Source organism: Aeromonas sp. Lyrl_2 (genome assembly GCF_051948815.1).
Classification (GTDB): domain Bacteria; phylum Pseudomonadota; class Gammaproteobacteria; order Enterobacterales; family Aeromonadaceae; genus Aeromonas; species Aeromonas veronii.
The window spans coordinates 1-18,956 of record NZ_JAYJLJ010000037.1; the positions used below are offsets into that span (position 1 = coordinate 1).

General features: G+C 55.3%; 23 protein-coding genes. 19 read left to right on the forward strand and 4 right to left on the reverse strand.

Annotated elements, in window-relative coordinates; translation table 11 throughout:
* Positions 1-661 (reverse strand): hypothetical protein (locus tag VF684_RS20150; RefSeq protein WP_440174374.1); only part of this gene is annotated, 661 nt, incomplete at its 3' end.
* 55 nt (positions 662-716) lie between these two features.
* A complete protein-coding gene (locus VF684_RS20155; RefSeq protein ID WP_279460652.1) occupies positions 717-1,412 on the reverse strand; it encodes a LexA family protein in 696 nt (231 codons plus the stop codon).
* Between the two features lie 100 nt (positions 1,413-1,512).
* On the opposite strand from VF684_RS20155, the gene VF684_RS20160 reads away from it, so the two are divergent.
* The 14 genes from VF684_RS20160 to VF684_RS20225 all read left to right on the forward strand — a co-directional run bounded on the left by VF684_RS20160 (position 1,513) and on the right by VF684_RS20225 (position 10,535).
* Complete coding sequence (locus VF684_RS20160) at positions 1,513-1,701, forward strand: Cro/CI family transcriptional regulator (protein ID WP_042067795.1); 189 nt, start codon at positions 1,513-1,515, stop codon at positions 1,699-1,701.
* Positions 1,702-1,726: 25 nt separating this feature from the next.
* Positions 1,727-1,996 (forward strand): regulator, encoded by a 270-nt coding sequence (locus tag VF684_RS20165; RefSeq protein WP_139441275.1) that lies wholly within the window; start codon positions 1,727-1,729, stop codon positions 1,994-1,996.
* Complete coding sequence (locus VF684_RS20170; protein ID WP_139441276.1) at positions 1,989-2,498, forward strand: phage regulatory CII family protein; 510 nt, start codon at positions 1,989-1,991, stop codon at positions 2,496-2,498. Before VF684_RS20165 ends, VF684_RS20170 begins: the two co-directional genes overlap by 8 nt.
* Positions 2,499-2,508: 10 nt before the next feature.
* Positions 2,509-2,967, forward strand: coding sequence for a hypothetical protein (locus VF684_RS20175; protein ID WP_139441277.1), 459 nt, complete (start codon positions 2,509-2,511; stop codon positions 2,965-2,967).
* 66 nt (positions 2,968-3,033) lie between these two features.
* A complete protein-coding gene (locus VF684_RS20180) occupies positions 3,034-3,222 on the forward strand; it encodes a hypothetical protein (RefSeq protein ID WP_139441278.1) in 189 nt (62 codons plus the stop codon).
* Positions 3,223-3,224: 2 nt separating this feature from the next.
* A complete protein-coding gene (locus VF684_RS20185; RefSeq protein ID WP_440174375.1) occupies positions 3,225-3,419 on the forward strand; it encodes a hypothetical protein in 195 nt (64 codons plus the stop codon).
* The gene (locus VF684_RS20190) at positions 3,416-3,865 is read left to right on the forward strand and encodes a hypothetical protein (protein ID WP_440174376.1); all 450 of its coding nucleotides are present in this window, start codon (positions 3,416-3,418) and stop codon (positions 3,863-3,865) included. The genes VF684_RS20185 and VF684_RS20190 overlap by 4 nt, the downstream gene beginning before the upstream one ends.
* On the forward strand, positions 3,862-4,107 hold the full coding sequence (locus VF684_RS20195) for a hypothetical protein (RefSeq protein WP_139441281.1): 246 nt from the start codon (positions 3,862-3,864) through the stop codon (positions 4,105-4,107). The genes VF684_RS20190 and VF684_RS20195 overlap by 4 nt, the downstream gene beginning before the upstream one ends.
* Positions 4,108-4,110: 3 nt before the next feature.
* Complete coding sequence (locus VF684_RS20200; protein ID WP_440174377.1) at positions 4,111-6,054, forward strand: replication endonuclease; 1,944 nt, start codon at positions 4,111-4,113, stop codon at positions 6,052-6,054.
* A 42-nt stretch (positions 6,055-6,096) separates the two neighbouring features.
* Positions 6,097-7,239, forward strand: a complete 1,143-nt coding sequence (locus VF684_RS20205; RefSeq protein WP_279623763.1) for a hypothetical protein — start codon at positions 6,097-6,099, stop codon at positions 7,237-7,239.
* Positions 7,239-7,478 (forward strand): hypothetical protein, encoded by a 240-nt coding sequence (locus VF684_RS20210; protein ID WP_118854010.1) that lies wholly within the window; start codon positions 7,239-7,241, stop codon positions 7,476-7,478. The genes VF684_RS20205 and VF684_RS20210 overlap by 1 nt, the downstream gene beginning before the upstream one ends.
* A 17-nt stretch (positions 7,479-7,495) precedes the next feature.
* Positions 7,496-8,356: a hypothetical protein gene (locus VF684_RS20215; protein ID WP_234829674.1), complete on the forward strand. Its 861-nt coding sequence runs from the start codon at positions 7,496-7,498 to the stop codon at positions 8,354-8,356.
* A complete protein-coding gene (locus VF684_RS20220; protein WP_118854011.1) occupies positions 8,353-8,922 on the forward strand; it encodes a hypothetical protein in 570 nt (189 codons plus the stop codon). Before VF684_RS20215 ends, VF684_RS20220 begins: the two co-directional genes overlap by 4 nt.
* Positions 8,919-10,535, forward strand: a complete 1,617-nt coding sequence (locus VF684_RS20225; protein ID WP_279460678.1) for a hypothetical protein — start codon at positions 8,919-8,921, stop codon at positions 10,533-10,535. The genes VF684_RS20220 and VF684_RS20225 overlap by 4 nt, the downstream gene beginning before the upstream one ends.
* 127 nt (positions 10,536-10,662) lie before the next feature.
* Here VF684_RS20225 and VF684_RS20230 read toward each other — a convergent pair whose 3' ends face one another.
* Positions 10,663-11,361, reverse strand: coding sequence for a DAPG hydrolase family protein (locus VF684_RS20230; protein ID WP_107682364.1), 699 nt, complete (start codon positions 11,359-11,361; stop codon positions 10,663-10,665).
* 93 nt (positions 11,362-11,454) lie between these two features.
* Here VF684_RS20230 and VF684_RS20235 point away from each other — a divergent pair, with 93 nt between their 5' ends.
* The 5 genes from VF684_RS20235 to VF684_RS20255 all read left to right on the forward strand — a co-directional run bounded on the left by VF684_RS20235 (position 11,455) and on the right by VF684_RS20255 (position 18,236).
* Complete coding sequence (locus VF684_RS20235) at positions 11,455-12,096, forward strand: TetR/AcrR family transcriptional regulator (protein ID WP_021229375.1); 642 nt, start codon at positions 11,455-11,457, stop codon at positions 12,094-12,096.
* An 883-nt stretch (positions 12,097-12,979) separates the two neighbouring features.
* Positions 12,980-13,702, forward strand: coding sequence for a peptidase M15 (locus VF684_RS20240; RefSeq protein ID WP_440174378.1), 723 nt, complete (start codon positions 12,980-12,982; stop codon positions 13,700-13,702).
* Between the two features lie 640 nt (positions 13,703-14,342).
* Entirely contained in the window at positions 14,343-15,350 is a 1,008-nt protein-coding gene (locus VF684_RS20245; RefSeq protein ID WP_440174379.1) for a Fic family protein, read from the forward strand.
* A gap of 407 nt (positions 15,351-15,757) precedes the next feature.
* Positions 15,758-16,540: a nuclease-related domain-containing protein gene (locus tag VF684_RS20250; RefSeq protein WP_440174380.1), complete on the forward strand. Its 783-nt coding sequence runs from the start codon at positions 15,758-15,760 to the stop codon at positions 16,538-16,540.
* 196 nt (positions 16,541-16,736) lie between these two features.
* Positions 16,737-18,236, forward strand: coding sequence for a hypothetical protein (locus VF684_RS20255; protein ID WP_244841579.1), 1,500 nt, complete (start codon positions 16,737-16,739; stop codon positions 18,234-18,236).
* A 96-nt stretch (positions 18,237-18,332) separates the two neighbouring features.
* Here VF684_RS20255 and VF684_RS20260 read toward each other — a convergent pair.
* The coding region (locus VF684_RS20260) for a hypothetical protein (protein ID WP_440174381.1) at positions 18,333-18,956 on the reverse strand (624 nt) is incomplete at its 5' end.

An 18,956-nucleotide genomic window follows, 5' to 3' on the forward strand; every position in this document is an offset into this window, starting at 1 on the left:
CTAACAATGCCTTTCTTTCAGTAACATCCCAGCATGGCATTTCTATTATATATTCACTTAACCTAAAGAAAAATACTACCTGCTTGATTCTTTGTAGTGATACTTGCCGATTCAAACGAATGTTAACCTCTGACAGAGTATCGACATTAGCCTCATCTTTTACACTAATATAATAAGCACCTTGAGTATAGACGCTCCAACTTTTAATGGGTGACTGAGTATGTTTTGACGCTAAATAGGATGCAGCTTCTAAACGATTAGGTAACTCAACGACATTGAGTTTGCTTAAAGTTTTTGTGACAGCTTCATAATTCACATCTTTAGTCAATCGTTTAACTGCTGCATATGAAGACGTACCCTTTAATATATCAGGCTTGATCAGAATCTTACACGCACAGAGACGACGATTACCCTCAACAACCACGCTTGATACACTAGATTCTCCATTCGGGATTGTGATCAATATCTCATCGAGATGGTAGCCTTCTCTTAGAATAGAGCGGCATATAGATAATACGTCATAATGTTCAACAAGAACCCTCATGATTTCATTTTGTGTTTTAAATACGTCTCTTTTTTTCAAACCAATCAATCTTGGATTGTCAATATCCAGATGTATATTTCTGATTGATTTTTCAACTATTTTTCGATGAAGGAACATGCTCGCACCCTATATGCCTTAAATGTCTCAACCCACGTAAGAAGGGAAGAATATATTAGCGCCCTGTTTGTCTCTTTCTAAAAATCCTGTGTTCTACCATCACACCAATGATCTGGATGTGCTGCCGATCGGAGTGCATGGTGGGGTAATCGTCGTTGAGGGGGACCAGTTCAAACACCTCTTGGCCGTTCTCGTCGATGCCACGGGGACGGTACTTTTTGAAAGTGGCCTCGTTGCTGCCGTTCTTGGCCACGACGTAGTCTCCGGGTTGCGGCGCTTCGTCGGGGTCAACGATGATCAAGTCCCCTTCTTTGAACTGCGGCAACATGGAATCGCCACGCAACCAAAGGCCGAAGCCAAATGGGCCAATCTCGCCGCTTGCAGATACGAACTCAACGTTGCCATCGAAGGTTGTGGCCTGCTCGCACATCTCCCGCCAGTTGCCCGCTTGGACATAACTCAGAATCGGGATCCGCTTGCCCGGCAGCATCACTGCCGGTTCGACGTTGTGATATCCAGGGATCGGCTCACTTGTAGGCAACTCCGAGCCATCACTTCCACCGCCCAAAAGCCAGTCAACGGTTACCCCCAGCGCTGCCGCTAAGTCATTGAGATAGCGGCCTTTCGGCTGGTTCAAACCGGACTCCCACTTTCCGACAGAAACGTCACTCACACCAATGGCTTTGGCGAGCGCCGTCTTCGACAGATTAAGAGCCGTTCGTCTACTGAAAATGCGATCACTAATTGTCATCGCTCTAGCTTAACCTCGGCAATCCGAACAAAAGGTTGATCCTTACCGAAGTTAAGTTAGCCTCACATTCATCCTAACTTAAGGTCGAAAAAGGAATGTTATGAAAAAAGAGGACGCAATCAGCTACTTCGGAAGCGCAGCAGAGTTAGCCAGATCTTTGAACATCTCAGAGCCGGCTGTATCTCGCTGGGGAGACACCATCCCCAAAGGCCGAGCCTACCAAATAGAGGTGTTGACCGGTGGTAAGTTGAAAGCCGATCAGCACAACACCGCGCAAGGTCGCGCGTAACTGAACTCGCAGGAGGCAACCATCCATGATTATCGCCCCCATCCATATCGATACCCCGGTTTGCACGGTCGAGAGCTTCTCCGAACGGACCGGTCTGACCCAGCGCACGGTGGAAAACTACGTGCGTGCCGGGCGCATTCCCATCATGCCCAAGCAAGGCCGCTCTGAAAAAGTGTTGATCAACCTGGTGCTCTACACCCAGCAGGCCATGAATCAGCCGGGTCTGGAACCTGCACCGGCACCAGTCCGCCGTCCTAGAGTGTCGCGCAAGCAGAGGGATGAAAGCCATGTTTGAGCAAACTTGCAGCAAACATCATCACTTTGACTCCGCATGCTCGCGCTTTACCGCCAGCCATTCTTTGGCCGAAGTGGCCCGCGCTGCAGGTATCGGTGAGCAGGTACTGCGCAACAAGCTGAACCCGGCACAACCGCATCAACTCACCGCCCGGGAACTGGTGGCCATTTATCACGCCACCGAGGGCGACGAGACCCTGTTCGACGGCCTGCTGTTGGAATGCGGCCTCACTGCCGTGGCTATCCCCAAGGCAGACCGAGCCCCTTCTCTGCCCCACCAGGCCATCGATCTGAACGCCAAGATCGCCAGCATTGGCCAGCGAGCGCTTGAGCTGACAGACCGGGGCCGGATCACCCGCTCTGAGCGCAACACCCTGGTGAGCGTGGCCACCTCGGCCATGGGGTCACTCGCCATCCTGATCCACGACATTGAGGCCCGCTTTCAGGCGGTGCCGACCCTGGCCTGTGCGTCAGACATCCTGATGCAAACCATGACCATGTAAGGGGGAACCCATGCAAACCCAACGCATTGACCATGAACAACGCAATCTGGCTGGCCTGACGCCAGAAGAACAGGTGGCCATGAACACCGCCGGCTGCATGTTGCTGCGCGAGATGTTCGGCAAGAAGCGCTCGAGCCTCGACACCGACTGGCTGGCACTGGGCCAGGCCAAAAAAGCCGCCATCTGTGCCATCGCCCGCCAGCCTCGGGGCGAACTGATGAACGCCACGCTGTCGGTATTGCCGCATGCACAGCGCGAGGCGATCCGCCTTGCGGTGATTGCACTGGAGTACCAAAGCGAATTTCGCGGCGGCTGTGACACCAAGGTGTGGCACCCGGCACCGGTCACCAGATCTATCCGAGATATCGAGAGGGAGAAGAAAGAGAGAGCAGCAAAGCTGCGCATGAAACGCGCGGTGCTGGCAGCAAGCCAGATGACCGGGCAAGGCCCACGCCCTATAGGGCAATAAAAAAGCCCGCATTACGGAGCGGCAACTCCAAGCGGGCCTCTATCAACAACGTATGAGGAAGTCGACATGGCAACTTTAGCGATCCCCTGCGCCCTGCGCAACCTTCGCATCCAACAACGCAAGCTGACGGGCCGCTATGGCGCCCGTCTTAGCCAACACCCTGACGGAGTTGCGCTGCTCGAGCGTTCCACCGCACTGGCTTGGGCTTCTCTGTTCAGCCGCATCAACCCCTGCACCACTCAACAAGGAGCCTGACCATGAACGCACAACCGACCCAAATCAACCTGCTCAACCACCATGCCGCCAAGCGCCTGCGCCAGCGGCTCACAGCCAAAGCCCGTCACTCCTCATGCCTCAGAGGAACGGAGGGTAAAACCTTGTTAGCCCAGGCAAAGCGTGCCCTGCGCTGGCATCAGCTGTTTCTCAGCATCAACCGGAGGGCCTGCCAATGAGCGACATCATCAAGATTGCCCGCCAGGCGCCCAAGGTGGTCGAAGGGCTGCTGGCCGATATGTTCGCCGCCAATGCCGAAGATAACCGCATCGCCCTGGGCGGGGTTTACTCCGGCCAGCAGTACATCCAGCTGCAGCTGGTTGCTACCAGCAACCCGGCTGATCTGCTCGATGATGACGGCGACGAAGACGATGAAGAGACGATATCACTCCCCGCACACAACCAGCTGACCACCCACTGGCTGGCAGCCCGCGCCGAGTTTATCGCCGCCGGCTGTGAGGCCAGAGGCGATCGGGATATCCCCCGGGAGCTGCTGGCTCTCGGTGCGGTGCGCTCTGTCTATTGGCTGGCGCTGGGCCAGGGAGAAACCGCGCTGGACAAAGAGATCGGCGAGTGGTGGCAGGAGTGCGCGCCACTGCATGGACAAGGTGAGGTGATCAAGTGACTCATCACCTGCAGCAGGAACTGACCAGCCTGATGTATCGCTGGCAAGAGGCCTATCGGGAAGACGCAGCTCGGCTGCGTCTTTATCAACGAGAGCTGGCCCATGCGCGCCGGCTACCTGCCCGCCCCCGCGTCAGCATCAAGTTGTTGCTGCGCCAATGCGCGGCCGCCCGTCGAATGAAAACCCATGCAAAGCAGCGCATCAGTGGATGCCTGTTTCGCATCAAGACGCTATCCGCTTAACGCATGACCAAGCTCACTACCCGGCTGCCGCTGTCGAGAAAAGCACAGCTGCAGCGCGTCAACACCCTTTGCAACTCTCTGCCCGGCGTCAACTTTGACGCCGTTTTCGGCGGCCCACGCGGCCAATACGATCTGCTGTGGGCCATCCAGTTGCTCGATGGCCTCTCCCCCGAGTTAACCCGCGACCTGTTCAAGCAATACGCACGACACCGCAAGGATTGCAGTTTCACCCATTGCCGGGCAGCCAATATCTGGCTGCGTGAACGAACCCGCTGGGTGCGCCAGCTGCTCCACTCCATTCCGGTCAACCCAAGGGAGATGCGCGATGAAGACGGCCGCAAGAAGGTGGCCCACCAGTTCGCCAACCAGACCGCAGCTATTTACAAGAACATCGAACAGGGCATCAAAGAGGGCGCCGAGCCGGATCTGCTGCAGACCTGGGAGCTGATGCGCCAGCCTGCCGATCAGTGGGGCTTTATTGGGAAGATGCCCAAGTTCAAAACCGACGAAGTGCGGGATAACTGGATCCTGAGCGTGCTGGTGCGCCTGCTCTCTGCCAAGTGGTGGGAGAAGCGCGTCAACCGCTGCTGGGATCGGCTGCAGGAGCAGATCAACATTCTGCTGGGCAAGGTGCGAAAGGGCGTATCTGCTTATGTATCGAACGCCACCATGAAGGTGGTGCGCGAACGCAAGCGGGCCATGATGCGCTGGCTGGCCGAGTCGGAAGTGGTCAACGAGCAGTATGACCTGGTCGTGTCGATGAAGGATTGCTGGGAGGCCAGCAACGCCAACCCGGTGAACCGCCGCAACGAAATGATGGTGCGTGCTCGGGGGTTCAATGACTATGCCGAGGAGCAGGGTCATGTGGGGGTCTTCTTCACCTGGACCGCCCCAAGCCGCTTTCATGCCTGGACACAAAAGCACAACGGCAAAGCGGTAGAGAACAAGCGATATCAAGGGGCCACGCCGCGGGAGACCTGCGCCTATCTGGCCAAGCTATGGAGCCGCGCCAGAGCCGCCCTCAAACGGTGGAACGCCCCCGTCTATGGATTTCGCGTGTGCGAGGCTCACCACGACGGCACCCCGCACTGGCATCTGCTGCTATTTATGCGCCCGGAAGATCGCAACCGGGTGATCGGTATCCTGCAACGCTATGCCCTGACCGATGACCACGAAGAGCTGGTGCGGGATATCAAGGGCGCCCCACCCTTTACCGATTTTACTCCCCGCTTCGACTGGAAAGAGATAGACCCGGCCAAGGGCGATGCCGCGGGCTATATCGCCAAATACATTGCCAAGAACATCGACGGCGCCTACCTGGACGACGACGAAGAGGCTGGCACCGCCGCCGATGAGGGTGCCCTGCATGCTGTAGCTTGGGCCAGTTGGTGGGGCATTCGCACCTTCCAGCAGATCGGAGGTGCTCCAGTCGGGGTATGGCGTGAACTGCGCCGCATCAGCAACGCCAAGAAGAATGCCGATCTGGTGGGCCCACCCAAGCCAGTGCTGCAAGACCCGCGCTTTGAGGCGGCTCGCTTTGCCGCAGATAACGGCATCTTTCGCTGCTATCTGCACGCCATGGGCGGCGCACTGGCGACCCGCGCCGAACACCCCATCAAGCTGGCCCATCTCATCGAGGAGCAGGCCAACAGCTATGGCGAAGACATCAAGCGCCTGATGGGCATTACCTCCGCTCGTCTGGGCATCAAGACCCGCCTGCAAGGGTGGGAGATTGTGCCCGCCGGCACCCATGAAGCCAGGAAAGCCGCCGAGGCTGCAGCGAGGGGGGTTGGGGTTAAGACGGGCGACAGCCCGGCACCTTGGCGTGATTGTCGATCACAGCGTGGATATGGCGGCAGGGGATTGCATCATCCGGCTATCGACAGGCTCCATCAGCACCCCGCTGGGAGCAGATCAACAGGTGCGCCTCATCGAGAGCGGCCGTGAATTTGTTTTTGAAAAAATCAACGGAACATGGAGGGTCAGCTAATGATCGATCTGGGAGGCCGCGCTGCCATTACAGACGTAGGTACCATGGTATTTTTACCATCAACGCAACCTAAACTGACGTTGGGGGATCAGGAGTATCTACGGTCGGGAGTTATCGCTCCATCGGCTACCTATCCAGATTTCCCCTTCGTAGATGGCCGCGTTGATGTTGCGTATGACACATCTGCCCTGCCCGGCGCCGTTACCGCAAATGGTTCATTCGCCCAGTCACCGTCTGGTGATATCGCCATCTTGAATAAGTTGCATGGAAATCAGGTTCTGTTGATAAAAAAAGGCGTTGTAACGAAGCATGCAACCCCACAGAACCTAAATATGGCATGTATCGTTTTCTTGGGTGGTGATTGGTTTCTGTCCGGGGCAGCAAAAATTTTTCGTACCGCGGATTTTTTATCGTTTACAGATGTAACGCCGACATCTAACCCGCCGACCACATATCACGCGCTCACAAAAATTGCAGGGAAGCTATTGCTGTTGAACGACGCAACGAAAGCGGCCTTTTTGACTACTTCTGACCGTGGAACAACATGGTCTGTATCAAAAAGCATTGATGGTTCATTTAACCATCCATCAGTGGTTTATAGTGATGACGATATAATCATCGCCTGCATGGCTGAAAACTACCCTGGCTCGCCTGATTCGGGGAATGTAATTTCTACTCGCGATGGGGTTGCCTGGCAGTCGTCTACATTCGGGATCGGCCAGCACGTGAAAGGTGCTAAGGTGGCCGGCTGGTATATGACGTTTGATCGATTAACGGGAAATATCAAACGGTCGCGCGACATGAAAAACTGGATTGTTGATAGCTCTCTGGTTGGACAATATAACGGGGAAATTAGTACATACACATTTATACAACTACCTGACGCAGCTTTATTGCTCAGTACTTCATCTGGTGTCGGGTTTATTACATCGGATGGCGAGATTTTTAATCGGACAGTAGCCAAACCATCCGAAATTAATATGGGCAGCTTTAAAGATAAATACCAGTATTCATACGCGACGCTAAATGGGAAATCATTATTGGTTTTGTCAGATGGCGCGGCCAGCTCAGTTGCGACAGAGGACAGCGCATTTGTCGGTGCGCAGCAATACACGCCAAATTTATATCTGAGGGTTAAGTGATGACAAACTACGTGATTATCGATGGCCCCGGCGCCACTGCATTCGGTTCTGCTGCCACCCAGCCCATCACTCTGCGGTCAATGTTGACTCTGGAACAGCGAGTAAAGCTGGAGGCGCTGGCCGAAACCAGTGCCTTGGCGCGTGTCATCATCGCCGATCTGGACAGCCCTGTAACGCCAGCGCTTCTGGCGGCGCTTGCTGAACTGGGGGTGTTCGAGTCAATGGAAACTACTCACTGATGTGGACTCCATCCACTATGAAGTATCCGCCATCGCTGACCGCTATCAATCAGCAGTGTTCGAGTGTGCTGGGTCAACTTTCAGGCAACCAGTCAGCCGCGGTAAACCGCCTGCAAGGGCTGGCGGAGCGGGCTCAGTACCGGCCCCACCCGCTCAGCGAGGCATCTGCCGCGCTGGCGGGGTTGCGGGATGAACTGGACAGGCTGCTGGTCACTGGTCGCTGCCTGACCGTAACCCCCTATCAGCATGGGGTGGGCCAGCACCAGAGCAACCAGTACAGCCTCGCCGCCCCCAATGCGGTGGCGACCCTTGCCGCCAAGCTGCAAGACGGGGCCGATCCCCTGCTGCCGACAGGCCAGCTGCACGCCATCGCCTGGCTGGTCACTGGCAACAGCGAGACAGCGCTGGCCGATGCCTTAACGCCGCTTTGCACCATCCTGCCGCTGCCGGAGTGGTGCGCCGCTCTGCGCCGCCTCGCCGCCAACAACGACACCATGAGCCAGCCCACCGCCGCCAAGGTGCCACGCTGGAAAGCAGATGAGCCGCTGAGTTGGGATCCGCTGCGCCCTGCCCGCATGGCTCTGGGGGCCGAGTTGGCACAGCTGGAGAGCCTGGCGCAGGGGGCCGCCACGCCGATTGCCAAGCTGGCAGCCGTGGCCGAACGCCGCGCGGCCAGACTGGCAGGGCTGGAGAAGGCGCTCGACCAGCTGGCTACCATCAGCGGCCAGCTGTGGCACTGGCAGGGACAAGGCGATGCGGCCAGCCTTGCCGCCCAGCTGGGCCAAAGCAGCCCGCCAGACCATAGCCATAGCATGACGGTCGGCGCGCTGCTGCTCTCCCCTTCCCCGCTCACCTTCTGGCTGGAGTTAACCCGATGAGCCGAACCGCCATGCTCACCCTGGACGGTGAGCCAATTGTGATGAAGTCGATGCGGATCTCTGCGTCGATGCAGTTTCAGGACAAGGACAGCAGCGGCCAAACCAGCTCGACCAGTAGCTCGGAGCAAGGGGCCAAAGCCAAGGAGCTCGATATCTCTGGCCTTGTCCCTTTCAAGGATGAACAGACCCTGAGCAGGTTGTTTGAGCTGGCCGACGCCAAGGACGATGGTGGCAAGCGCCATATCTACCGAGTCGGGTCGCTGCTGGCAAAGTCGGTGAAGGTGCGCCAGGCCAAGTTTGCCGGGCGCATCACTGCCAGCGAGCAGGAGGGGCTGCTAGCGTGGCAAGTGCAGTTCACCCTGCGCGAACACAACTCGGTACCGGAAAAGCGGGAACAGCGGATGCCAAAAGCACCGGCCACCGTGGGCCAGGGCACAGCGAACGCCAAAGCTGCCAAGCCTGCCGATGGTAACAATGGGAAACCAGCCACCGAACAAGAGCAACTGAGCTCCTGGGAGCAGGCCATCAAGGGGCTGGATAACAAATTGGGAGACCTGATGGCGTGAAACTCTCGACCAACCTGACCCTGGGCGGGCAACCGGCCAACCTTATCGACCACGATATCGTGCTGGATCTCTGCGCCGGTGGCCGCGCCGCCCTCACCATCAAGGGTAGCGCCAAGAAGGGGCAAACCCTGACTGTGGATCTAGGCTACAACGGCGAGCTGCGCCGCTGGTTTACCGGTTACGTGTATGACGTGCAGCCAGCCAGTAACAGCGCCAGCAAACTGCTGTGCCGCGAGCTGGCCGGTATTCTGGGCAGTGCCTTCCCTGTCAGCATCCAGCATGCCACCTTGCGCAGCCTGCTGGCATGGTTGAGCGACCAGACCCAGCTCACCTTTTTGCTGCCTGATGGGGCCGACTACACCGACAAGCCGATCCCCAACTTCACCAGCGCCGGTACCGGATATCAGCTGCTGAACAATGCGGGGCGCGCCTTTGCGGTGCCGGACTTCATCTGGCATCAACAGCCAGATGGCGCCATCTTCGTGGGCAGTCATGCCCATAGTCGGTGGGCAGACAGGCCGGTGGAACTGGATCCAGCCTTCTCTGGCCGCCAGGCGGGCAACACCCTCACCACCGCCCCGATCCCGGCCATGCGCCCGGGGGTCATCCTCAACGGCAAGCGAGTGGAGCGGGTACGCCTCAAGGGTGACGAGATGACCCTCACCACGGCGACACCAGGTAAACCGGTGAAGTCGCCGGAGCGGCGCAAGATGGAGGGGGTGTTCCCGGAGCTGGCAGACAATATGCACCTGCCCAAGTTCGGGCGGGTCGAGGCCATCAGCGACAGCGCGGCAGCTGGCCAGCTCGATGACCCGTTTCGCCCGCGCTATGCGGTGGATGTGCAACTGCTGGGTGAAGATGGCCAACCGGACAAGGCAACCCCACTCTATCGCGCCGTACCTCTGCCGGTGATGTTCGGCGGGCACGAGCAGGGGCTGCTGCAGTACCCCATCGAGGGGACGATCGTTGAGCTGGGGTTTGCCTTCGGCCGCGCTGACCGGCCATTTATTCGCACCGTACTGGGCACCGGTTGGCCGCTGCCGGATATCGCCCCTGGGGAACAGCTCCAGCAGCAGCGGGCGGAAGTGTTCAGCCGTACCGATACTGTGGGCAACCAGTCACGCCATACTGACCGCCGCCAACATGACAAGGCGATGCGAATGCACCGCGAGGCTGACGAATACCTGGGCGAGTTTGGCCAGCACCAGATCACCACCCTGCAACACAGCGTGGAGCAGATCGGGGCAATGAAGCGCATCGAGGCGCTCGGGGCCATCGAGCTGCTGGCCGGTGATGACATGGTGCTGGGGAGCCTGGGCAAGATGAGCCAGACCACTGCCGGCGATCTGGTGGAGGTGATTGGGCAACTGCGGCGCAGTGTGGCCGGTGAACTCCAGCACTTCGAGGCGCCCCGTTCGTGGGTGGGTACCGACGACGTGAACATATTCAACCTGTTGCTCCAACTGATGAAAGTGGTGGAGCAGCTGGCCGCCTCTGCTGCTAACCATGATCACGGCGGCCCGCCACCTGTCCCACCATATGCCAACGCATTCAACACCCAGAGCAAGCTGGCTGGTGAACTGGTATCGACCCTTTCACCCATCATCGAATAACCCACCCACCGAGTAACCAAGCAACGAAGGCCCCGCATCGTGACAATGCCAGTCAGTTAAGACTGACCGGCATTGTTTTTATTGCTTTATTTTCACTAGCCACGTTTGGTGTCAGCTGTCGACTCCGTCACCAGAACCGTGGCGCTGGTTCACGACCGTTTTCCGCGTAGTAGAGCGACGGCAGAAACTGCGCTAGATAGCTGAACTCACTGTAACAGTGACGCATCAGATTGAAGCCGATCTCGTCCGGTACCTCATCAAGCGGATTGGCGCAGGCCTTGCCTAGAAGGAAGCGGCTGCGCAGCACACAGCCATAATGGGTATCGCGTGCCAAATGCAACATCTCGCCGTCCAGCGGCGCCCCCTGCTCATCCAGCACGACCTCATCACCAAAGCCGATGCGGGCACAGATCGCAGCAGACAATGCCTGCGTCTCTCGCGCCTCGTACAACGGCTGTGAGGCGAACACTTCTTCGGCAGGGTGGAACTTTAGGCGAGCAGCCACTGGTGGCAGCTCGGCAAGCCACTCCACCGCATCTATGCTGGCCCCCACATAGCGCTCTCCTTTTTTCCAGTGATGGTCCCAGCCCCGATGCTCGACGTGGTCGTGCGGGTGCCACCATTTGATATGCTGGGTCGTCTCGAAGAAAGTGAACCACCAATCCAGCATTCGCCCCTTGCAACCGTGCAGATCGGTGCGGATGGCGACCGTCAGCAAACCATCGGTGCTACGGGTAAGACCCATTTCCAAGCGCAGTGGTTGAGGCCTGAGCAACTCATTAATGTCATCAACAGCCCAGGGGGCAAGCAATGCGGAAGTATTCATGATGAGACTCCTATAATTTAGGAAACGAATTTCGTTTCCTAAATTAGGCTATGCCTGTATGCTGGGTCTGTCAATGCTTTCTAGGAGCCAATCATGTCGCACCAAACCGATGAAGAAACACGTTCACGGGGTCGTCCGATAACCCCGGAATCTGAGCTGCGTTCAGCCTTGGCCGAGGCAACGCTAGCCTTGTTGCTTAAGGGAGGGTATAGCGCCGCGACCGTGGATGCGGTGGCCAAACAGGCGGGGGTAGCCAAGAAGACACTGTATCGCTTCGCTGCTAACCGCGACGAGCTAGTGGCGCAGGCAGTTCGCAGCTGGACCGATGCCTTTCAACCGGCATTCGAGCAAGATGCCACTCACCCCGACGCGCTTGGCGAAATGCTGGAGCAGGGCCTGCAGGCCATTGCAAGCCAGGTATTGAGTGCGCAGGCGGTCGGCATGTTCCGGCTACTGCAGCATGACTTCGTAGGGCGCGATGCCCTACTGACGGCTTATCAGGAGAATGGCATTGTGCGCGGCAGAGCGACCTTGGCCAGCTGGCTGAAAAACCAGCATAAACTGGGCTGGCTTCGTGAGCTGGACACCGCCCAAACCAGCGATCTGCTGCTGGCGATGACCATAGCAGAGCCACTACGCCAGATGGCTCTCGGCTTGCTGCCGCCGGGCAGCGACATCCGCCAGCGAATCGCCGCCGCCGTTGCCCTAGTACTGCCCGGCCTGGTGCGAGGATAGGTACAACACTTGGCAAGGGATCTACGCCGCCGCGTCTGCGTCACGGAATCCGCGCTCATCCGCTCCCGCCTGCGGGCTTCATCAGGAAAATTTTTTGCAAAAGTGGATTACTGCAAAACCATATGCCCAGGCCGCGCCAAATAAAGGATCTCTGGCGAGGTGAGGATCTGAAAAGGAGGATCATTTTTTCACTGTTTTGCAGTTATCGCCTCCGGGTTTAAGCAGGTGGGAAAATGCAAGTTGCTGATTTTACTGGGGTACACGTGTTTTCCGTGGGGATTGGGACGATCTCGGGGGATCTAGTTGTGCGCGGCCTTCTTTGCTAAATATCTTTTGTTTCAGTTGGTTAGGTTTAAATTGAGAGATTATGGAAACTGAAATATTGAGACGGCACAGAGCTGAGCGGGAGCTGAGACGAGCACGCCACGTAAAAGAGGTTTTTTACTGTTTGTGTCCGGTCACACTTGATGGAGTGAATACCGAATGAAACCGATCACCAGAATCGCTACCGCCCTCCCCCAGAGAAACAAAAGGCCATCCGATTGGATGGCCTTAAGTCATTGAATTCTAATAGCACCCCAATTAGAACTCGAACAAGTACGACTATTGAGCGGTGGATTTTGAATCCAGAAGCTGCGGTTTCCTAAGGATAGGACGACTCTTAAGCCATTGAATCAAGAGAGGTTGAGTTATTTCAGGTTGGCTCAAGTTGAGATGGGCTTGCACACTTTGCACATTTTTAACCACAGAACTCACACGCCAACGACATGCAGATATGTGTTCATCCTGGCCCTATCCTGTAGGCAGGAGCAACCGACGGGGGCCGATTGATTCCCCAAAACAATCATCGAAAGGTGTCATATGAAAATTTTTGCTTTGATACGTGAGCTACGAAACAGTGCTTAGCTCAATTCTCGAAGCACCATCTGCTAAATTGATAACCCTCTCTGACCAAAACAGGGCACATGAAGTGAAGTCACCAAAAACTGTCAAATCGCTTGAAGAATTAGGACGAGTCCAACTATCCCCCAGCTTCTTTATGCGCGATTTTCTCTACTCAGAGATCGCTCAGATCGAGGGGATACCCAATATACCTGATTACCCTGACCTTGCTATAGAGGCTGGCCACCAACTCTGCACAAAGGTGCTGGAACCCATTCAGCAACGCTTAGGCCGTATAGCTATCCGCTCAGCCTATCGTTCTCCACTGGTAAATGCCAAGGGAGCTGAAAATGGTAATCAATACAACTGCGCTAAAAATGAGGCCAACTATGCTCAACATATCTGGGACTATCGTGATCAGGATGGTTGCATAGGCGCCACCGCATGTATTGTAGTCACCAGTTTTCTCCCCTATTACGAAAACACCGGGCATTGGCAAGCTCTGGCCTGGTGGACTCACGATCACATCCCTGATTACTCAGCCATGTATTTTTTCCCAAAACTGGCTGCGTTCAATATCTCGTGGCATGAGCGCCCCAAAAAAACGATTAACAGCTACATCTCCAATTCAAAGGGGATACTAACCAAACCGGGGATGGACAATCATGAAGGAGACCATACCCAAGAATACAAAGCTTGGCTGACGTCTCTCAACATGAGCTAAAGCCGTAATCTCCCCTCTGCCGATCGCAGCAATCAAATGCAGTTTATAAGAGGAGCTCATAGCCGTGCTCCTCTACTCATGGGGTGACGTTGGTTAAGACATCTGCCAGCTCGTCAGATGCAGTGACCTGAACCAGGTACTGCTCTGCGTCTTTTTTGCTGGTAAAACCGTGAATACACGGTTGCTGTTACGCATGAACTGAACACGATAGGACTTGCCGGTTTTTCGAGTGAGAACTTGGATACTTGCCATCAGTTGAAACCTCCGGAAGAAGCAGGATTACTAAGCCATCAAAGCGCTGTCGCCACTCTGTCGCCATTTCGGCAAAAGAAAAAGGCCACTATTTCTAGTGGCCTTTCGTAACTCTTTGATTTTAATGGTGCCCGAGGCCGGAATCGAACCGGCACGACGCGAACGTCGAGGGATTTTAAATCAAAGAGATTCGTTTACATCTCATCGCATGAAATAGCAAGCAGATGGAGCGAGTAACACCGCTAATTCACAACGAATGGCACCATGTCATAGGTCATCGCATACCGCTTATCACAGAATTCACAAAGATACGCCGCCGTGTTGGTCTTGCCCCCGATCTGATAATCTCTGAGCCTTCGCATTTGCAATCGTTTCAGTCGGAGTCCCCATGGCAGCCTATTCCCCTCCCTTCACCCTGACCCACGCCATGCTGAGCCGGGTGGCGGAGATCGCCGAATTGGTGGGGCAATGGCGCTCGACGCAGAGCTCGCAAGTGCCCATGCTGCGCCGGGAAAACCGGATCCGCACCATCCAGGCCTCCCTGGCCATCGAGCACAACACCCTGAGCCTGGAGCAGGTCACGGCGGTGATCGACGGCAAACCTGTGTTGGGATTGCCCCGTGAGATCCAGGAGGTGCGCAATGCGTTTGCCGCTTATGAAGCAATGTCGGCTTGGGCCCCTACCTCTTCTGCGGATTTGCTCAGGGCCCATGGACGTTTGATGCACGGGTTATGCGATGACGCAGGGCAATGGCGTAGCAGTGGGGTCGGCATCTATCGGGGTGAGCAATTAGTGCATATGGCTCCCCCCCCGACTCAGGTTCCGCGTCTGATGGAACAACTGGTGCAATGGTTGGCAGAAACAGAGGCCCATCCCTTGATCGCCTCTTGTGCCTTGCACTACGAGTTGGAGTTTATCCACCCCTTTTCCGATGGAAATGGTCGTATGGGACGCTTGTGGCAAACGGTGATCTTGAGCCGTTGGCAACCAGTGATGGCCTTCCTGCCGGTGGAAGCGATCATCAAAGAGCGCCAAGAGCACTACTACCACCAATTAAGTCAGGCCGACAGGCTGAGTGACTGCACCGATTTTATTCTGTTTCTGCTAGAGGCGCTGCGAGATGCGTTGGCCGAAGCGATTGCCGCACAGCCGACATCTCAGCCCACCCTGCCAGAAAAAGTGAGGGTAGAAATGCCGGTAGAAATGCGGGTAAAAACGCCGGATGCGGTGTTGGCTATCTTGGTGGCTGAGCCGACCTTGACCCTTAAACAAGTAGCCGAGCGGATAGGCAGATCGACCAGCACGGTGGAGCGAGCGGCGGCGGCGTTGGTTAAGGCGGGACGATTACGCTTTGTTGGTCCACGCAAGGGTGGGCATTGGGAAGTGTTGTCATAGGACTGCTTGCTAAGGCCACCGAGTGAGTTGCTACAGCCGCCCAGCTTCCGGGTCGCATCAGTAAACATACAACCAGCCAAGTAAACCACTACAAAGCGCAACGAACCCCATTTGCGCACAAAGGGGGCGCAGTAACTCTCTGTTTTATCTCACTAACACCACAAGGTGTAAGATCTCCATTGGGGATAATCAGATACTGTGATACTTGCCCCACATCCCAATGGATAGACTCCTATAGGTCAGCTAACCTGTCCTCACCACATCCCCAAAAGACGCATGAAATGGAATTCTCGTCGCTCGCGGTATCTGTTCTGGCAACTACTGGCTTGTTCTTGTGCCCAATATTCTTATCTGTCGGGATCATCTTGTTAATAAGAAAAAGGCTTCGCTCACATAGGGTCAGCCCGTTGACCGCCGACCTGCTCAGGCCTGCGGGTCACACCCTGCAACAGCAAATCCAGGATCTGCAGATAGACCTCTTTTCCCAAATGCTATTCACGCCATTGACCATAATGATGATCGGGTTCTACCTCTTGTTACAGAGCTATATCGATAAGAGGGCTATGAGCACGACTGTGATGCTGATTTCCGGGGTCGTCATGCTGGGTCTCTTTATCTATGGCACAACCAAAACTTACAAAATGGCCAACAAGGTTCAACACCTCAAGCTGGGTTACTCCTGTGAACTGGCAGTGGGTCAGGAGCTGGACCAAATCGTTAGGCCCCAACAGCACCCCTATCGGGTTTACCACGATATCCCGTTTGATGGATTCAACATCGACCATTTGATCATCTGCCCTAACGGGGTCTTTGTCATCGAGACTAAGGGTCGCTCCAAACCCATCAACAATGGAGAAAAACAGTTCAAGGTTCGGGTCGAAAATGATGCGCTTCACTTCCCAAACCATGTTGAAAAAGCGCCGCTCGAACAGGTCCGCCGTAACGTCACCACTGTGCGTAACTGGCTCAACAGTGCAACTGGGACCGAAGTCCCGGTAGGTGGCGTTCTGGTTCTGCCTGGCTGGTTTGTGGATTTACGCCAGAAGATCACCTTCCCCTACATCGTCAGTGCCGCTGCACTCCCCAAGCAACTCCCCCAATTTAGGGCAGGCTCACTAGAACTCGCCCAGATCCAGGCCATCGCGCACCAGGTAGAGCAAAAAGTACGGGACGTCGCCAAGGCTGGCTAAGAAGACTGTATTGCTGACTGATACGCCATCAGTCAGCAAACTTATCCCTCCACCCTTGAATGCCCCTCAGTTTGAAGCTCTTGGGGTATAGAGGAATACAGGGGGATTCGCAGCGATGAAATTGAAGTCACCCATTGCAGGTAAAAAGCCAGCGGCGCTATTGTACTAATTCTTTTTTGCACAAGGAGTGTGCTCGATGTCTATCTCGCCCATGGATCTCGCAACTTATTACGGTGTCGATGACATTCCTGCTGCCCTATCGATAGGCGATAACCTCCATAGTTTGCTCGTAGCCATATTCAGGAATGAGCCTCTGACTTCGCCCCGCTACGACATTCTAGCCAGCTACGATCTCAACGCCTTGAGGGGCTTTATCAACGGCGATATGACTCTCCCTGAGTTCAGACGCCAATCTGCGGTAGAACAGGAGCAGCGCCGTTCTAAATCTCTTTACTATAAGGGCCGAAAGATTGTGCATCGCTACCAACCTTCAATCACGAAGCCCTTGGCTGCTCAGCCAGACGACAAAGCTAATATAGAGAAGACCAGTCAAAATCCCACTTGGGATTACCTGCAGAAGTTCCGGATCAAAAATGGTCTGGCCGATGGCCAGAATTCTGTGTCCCTCCCCCCGCATGAACTGGCCAAACAATTCTGGGTGGATGATATCACCAGTGCGATCACGGGCGGTGCCAGGTTGCACAGCCTCCTTGTCGCTGCCGGACAAGGCGCGACGATATCAGCAGCAAACAGACAATTTCTCTTGAACAGGGGGTTGAATGCCTTGCTGTGCTTCTTGACCGGCGACCTCTCCCAAGAGCAGTTCGACCAAAAAGGGAAAGCAGAACAGGAGCAACGAAACGAGCTTGCGCAACAGAAACAACGCGAGATCGCCGCTCAGAAGGCCGCAGATGAAGAACGTTATAAAGCCGAGCAGAAAGCCCGAAGTGTGCGACTTGAGGCTGAGCGGATTCAGCGTGAGAGTGACCCCAAGTACATCGCACGGATGAAGAACCAAGCACTCAGGGAGAAGTATGGTGTCACTGGATATGTCGAATCACATCACCTCAAACAGCTCATGGCAATCCTTCTCAAGCTGGATGCAGGTACACGGCTACTGGAGACTGAAACCATCTGGCTCAAGAGCAATGGCCGTGAGTACGAGACAAAGGAGATTCTGCATAGCTACAACCGACTCGAAGCTGATCACTGGCTAGCGGAGTACCGCAACAGCAAGAACCCATGGAGTGCAGTCAATGCCAGCGGACACTTGCGTAAATGCGCAGCATCGAATGAGGCGATTGCGCTGCTGAGTGCCATCCCAGCCAAGAGGCAGGGTCAGCCAAAGCTGAAATCAGCCATTCTCACCACGCATGGTGGTGCGATGCGTGACCGTGGCGAACATACTGCAGCATTGAACATGGGTGCCGAAGCTCACCACCTTCAACCCAACAACTTTCGCCCCTGCACACTTCTTGGTGCAGTCTGTATCGAACTTGGCAACATTAGTGAGGGACATGAGTGGTATTGCAAGGCGGAAGCCAGAGGCGCTGGCCGTGACAGCATTATGTCGGATGTCAGGTCGCTTCTTACCCGGATGACAGCCGATAAGCGTGAAGCAGTTATCGCAGAGCTGTTGCGCATTCATCCCGAACAGTATCGATGGCTAACTAAGTGGCGTCAGGCCAAGGCGTAACTGACATTATTGCTAGCAAACTGAAAGTGAATCGCTACCCGTTACTGAGAATGGACTGGATGTGTTTAGAACACTGGTAGCGATTCACCCTTTTTATTAAGCCAGCTTCGCCATTGTCGAGAAGATGCCTTCAGTGGTCGAATCGATTTCGCTTTGCAGCAACTCATCAATCCGGCGCGATTGGATTTCGCGATTCACACCAAACAAATCCATCTTATCCAGCAGGTGCATGACCAAAGAAGTGACGACAGCAGTCAACATGGATGAAGCAATGATCGCAAGCCACTCTGGCATGCCAGAACTGCTTAGCCATGATTCAATGGCAAGAGAGGCAAAGATGGATAGTGAGCCCGCGAACAGCTTCAGCAGGGCATCGCCTTTCTGTGTCGACGTAGTTTTCTCATCCCGCAAGATAGGAATAGCGCTCATCAATATCTTGAACCCTTCCTTCACCAGTCGCATGACTTGCTTGAAGACACCAACAAAGCAATTAAGAATGCCTTCCATTAGCATCGAAAGGAAGTTCTTAAAAAAGCCCAGCGCGGCATCTTTGAGCAACGGAAGTGCATGAGACCACAGGTGGTCTTTCATTCTCCCCAAGCGGATCTTAAGGGCTTCCGAAAAGCTGTCGGCCCCAACCCCCTCCTCGATACCATTCTTGATACAATCGCTCAGCTCATAGTAGATGGGCTTTATCGCGAATATGATCACGTTGCCTAG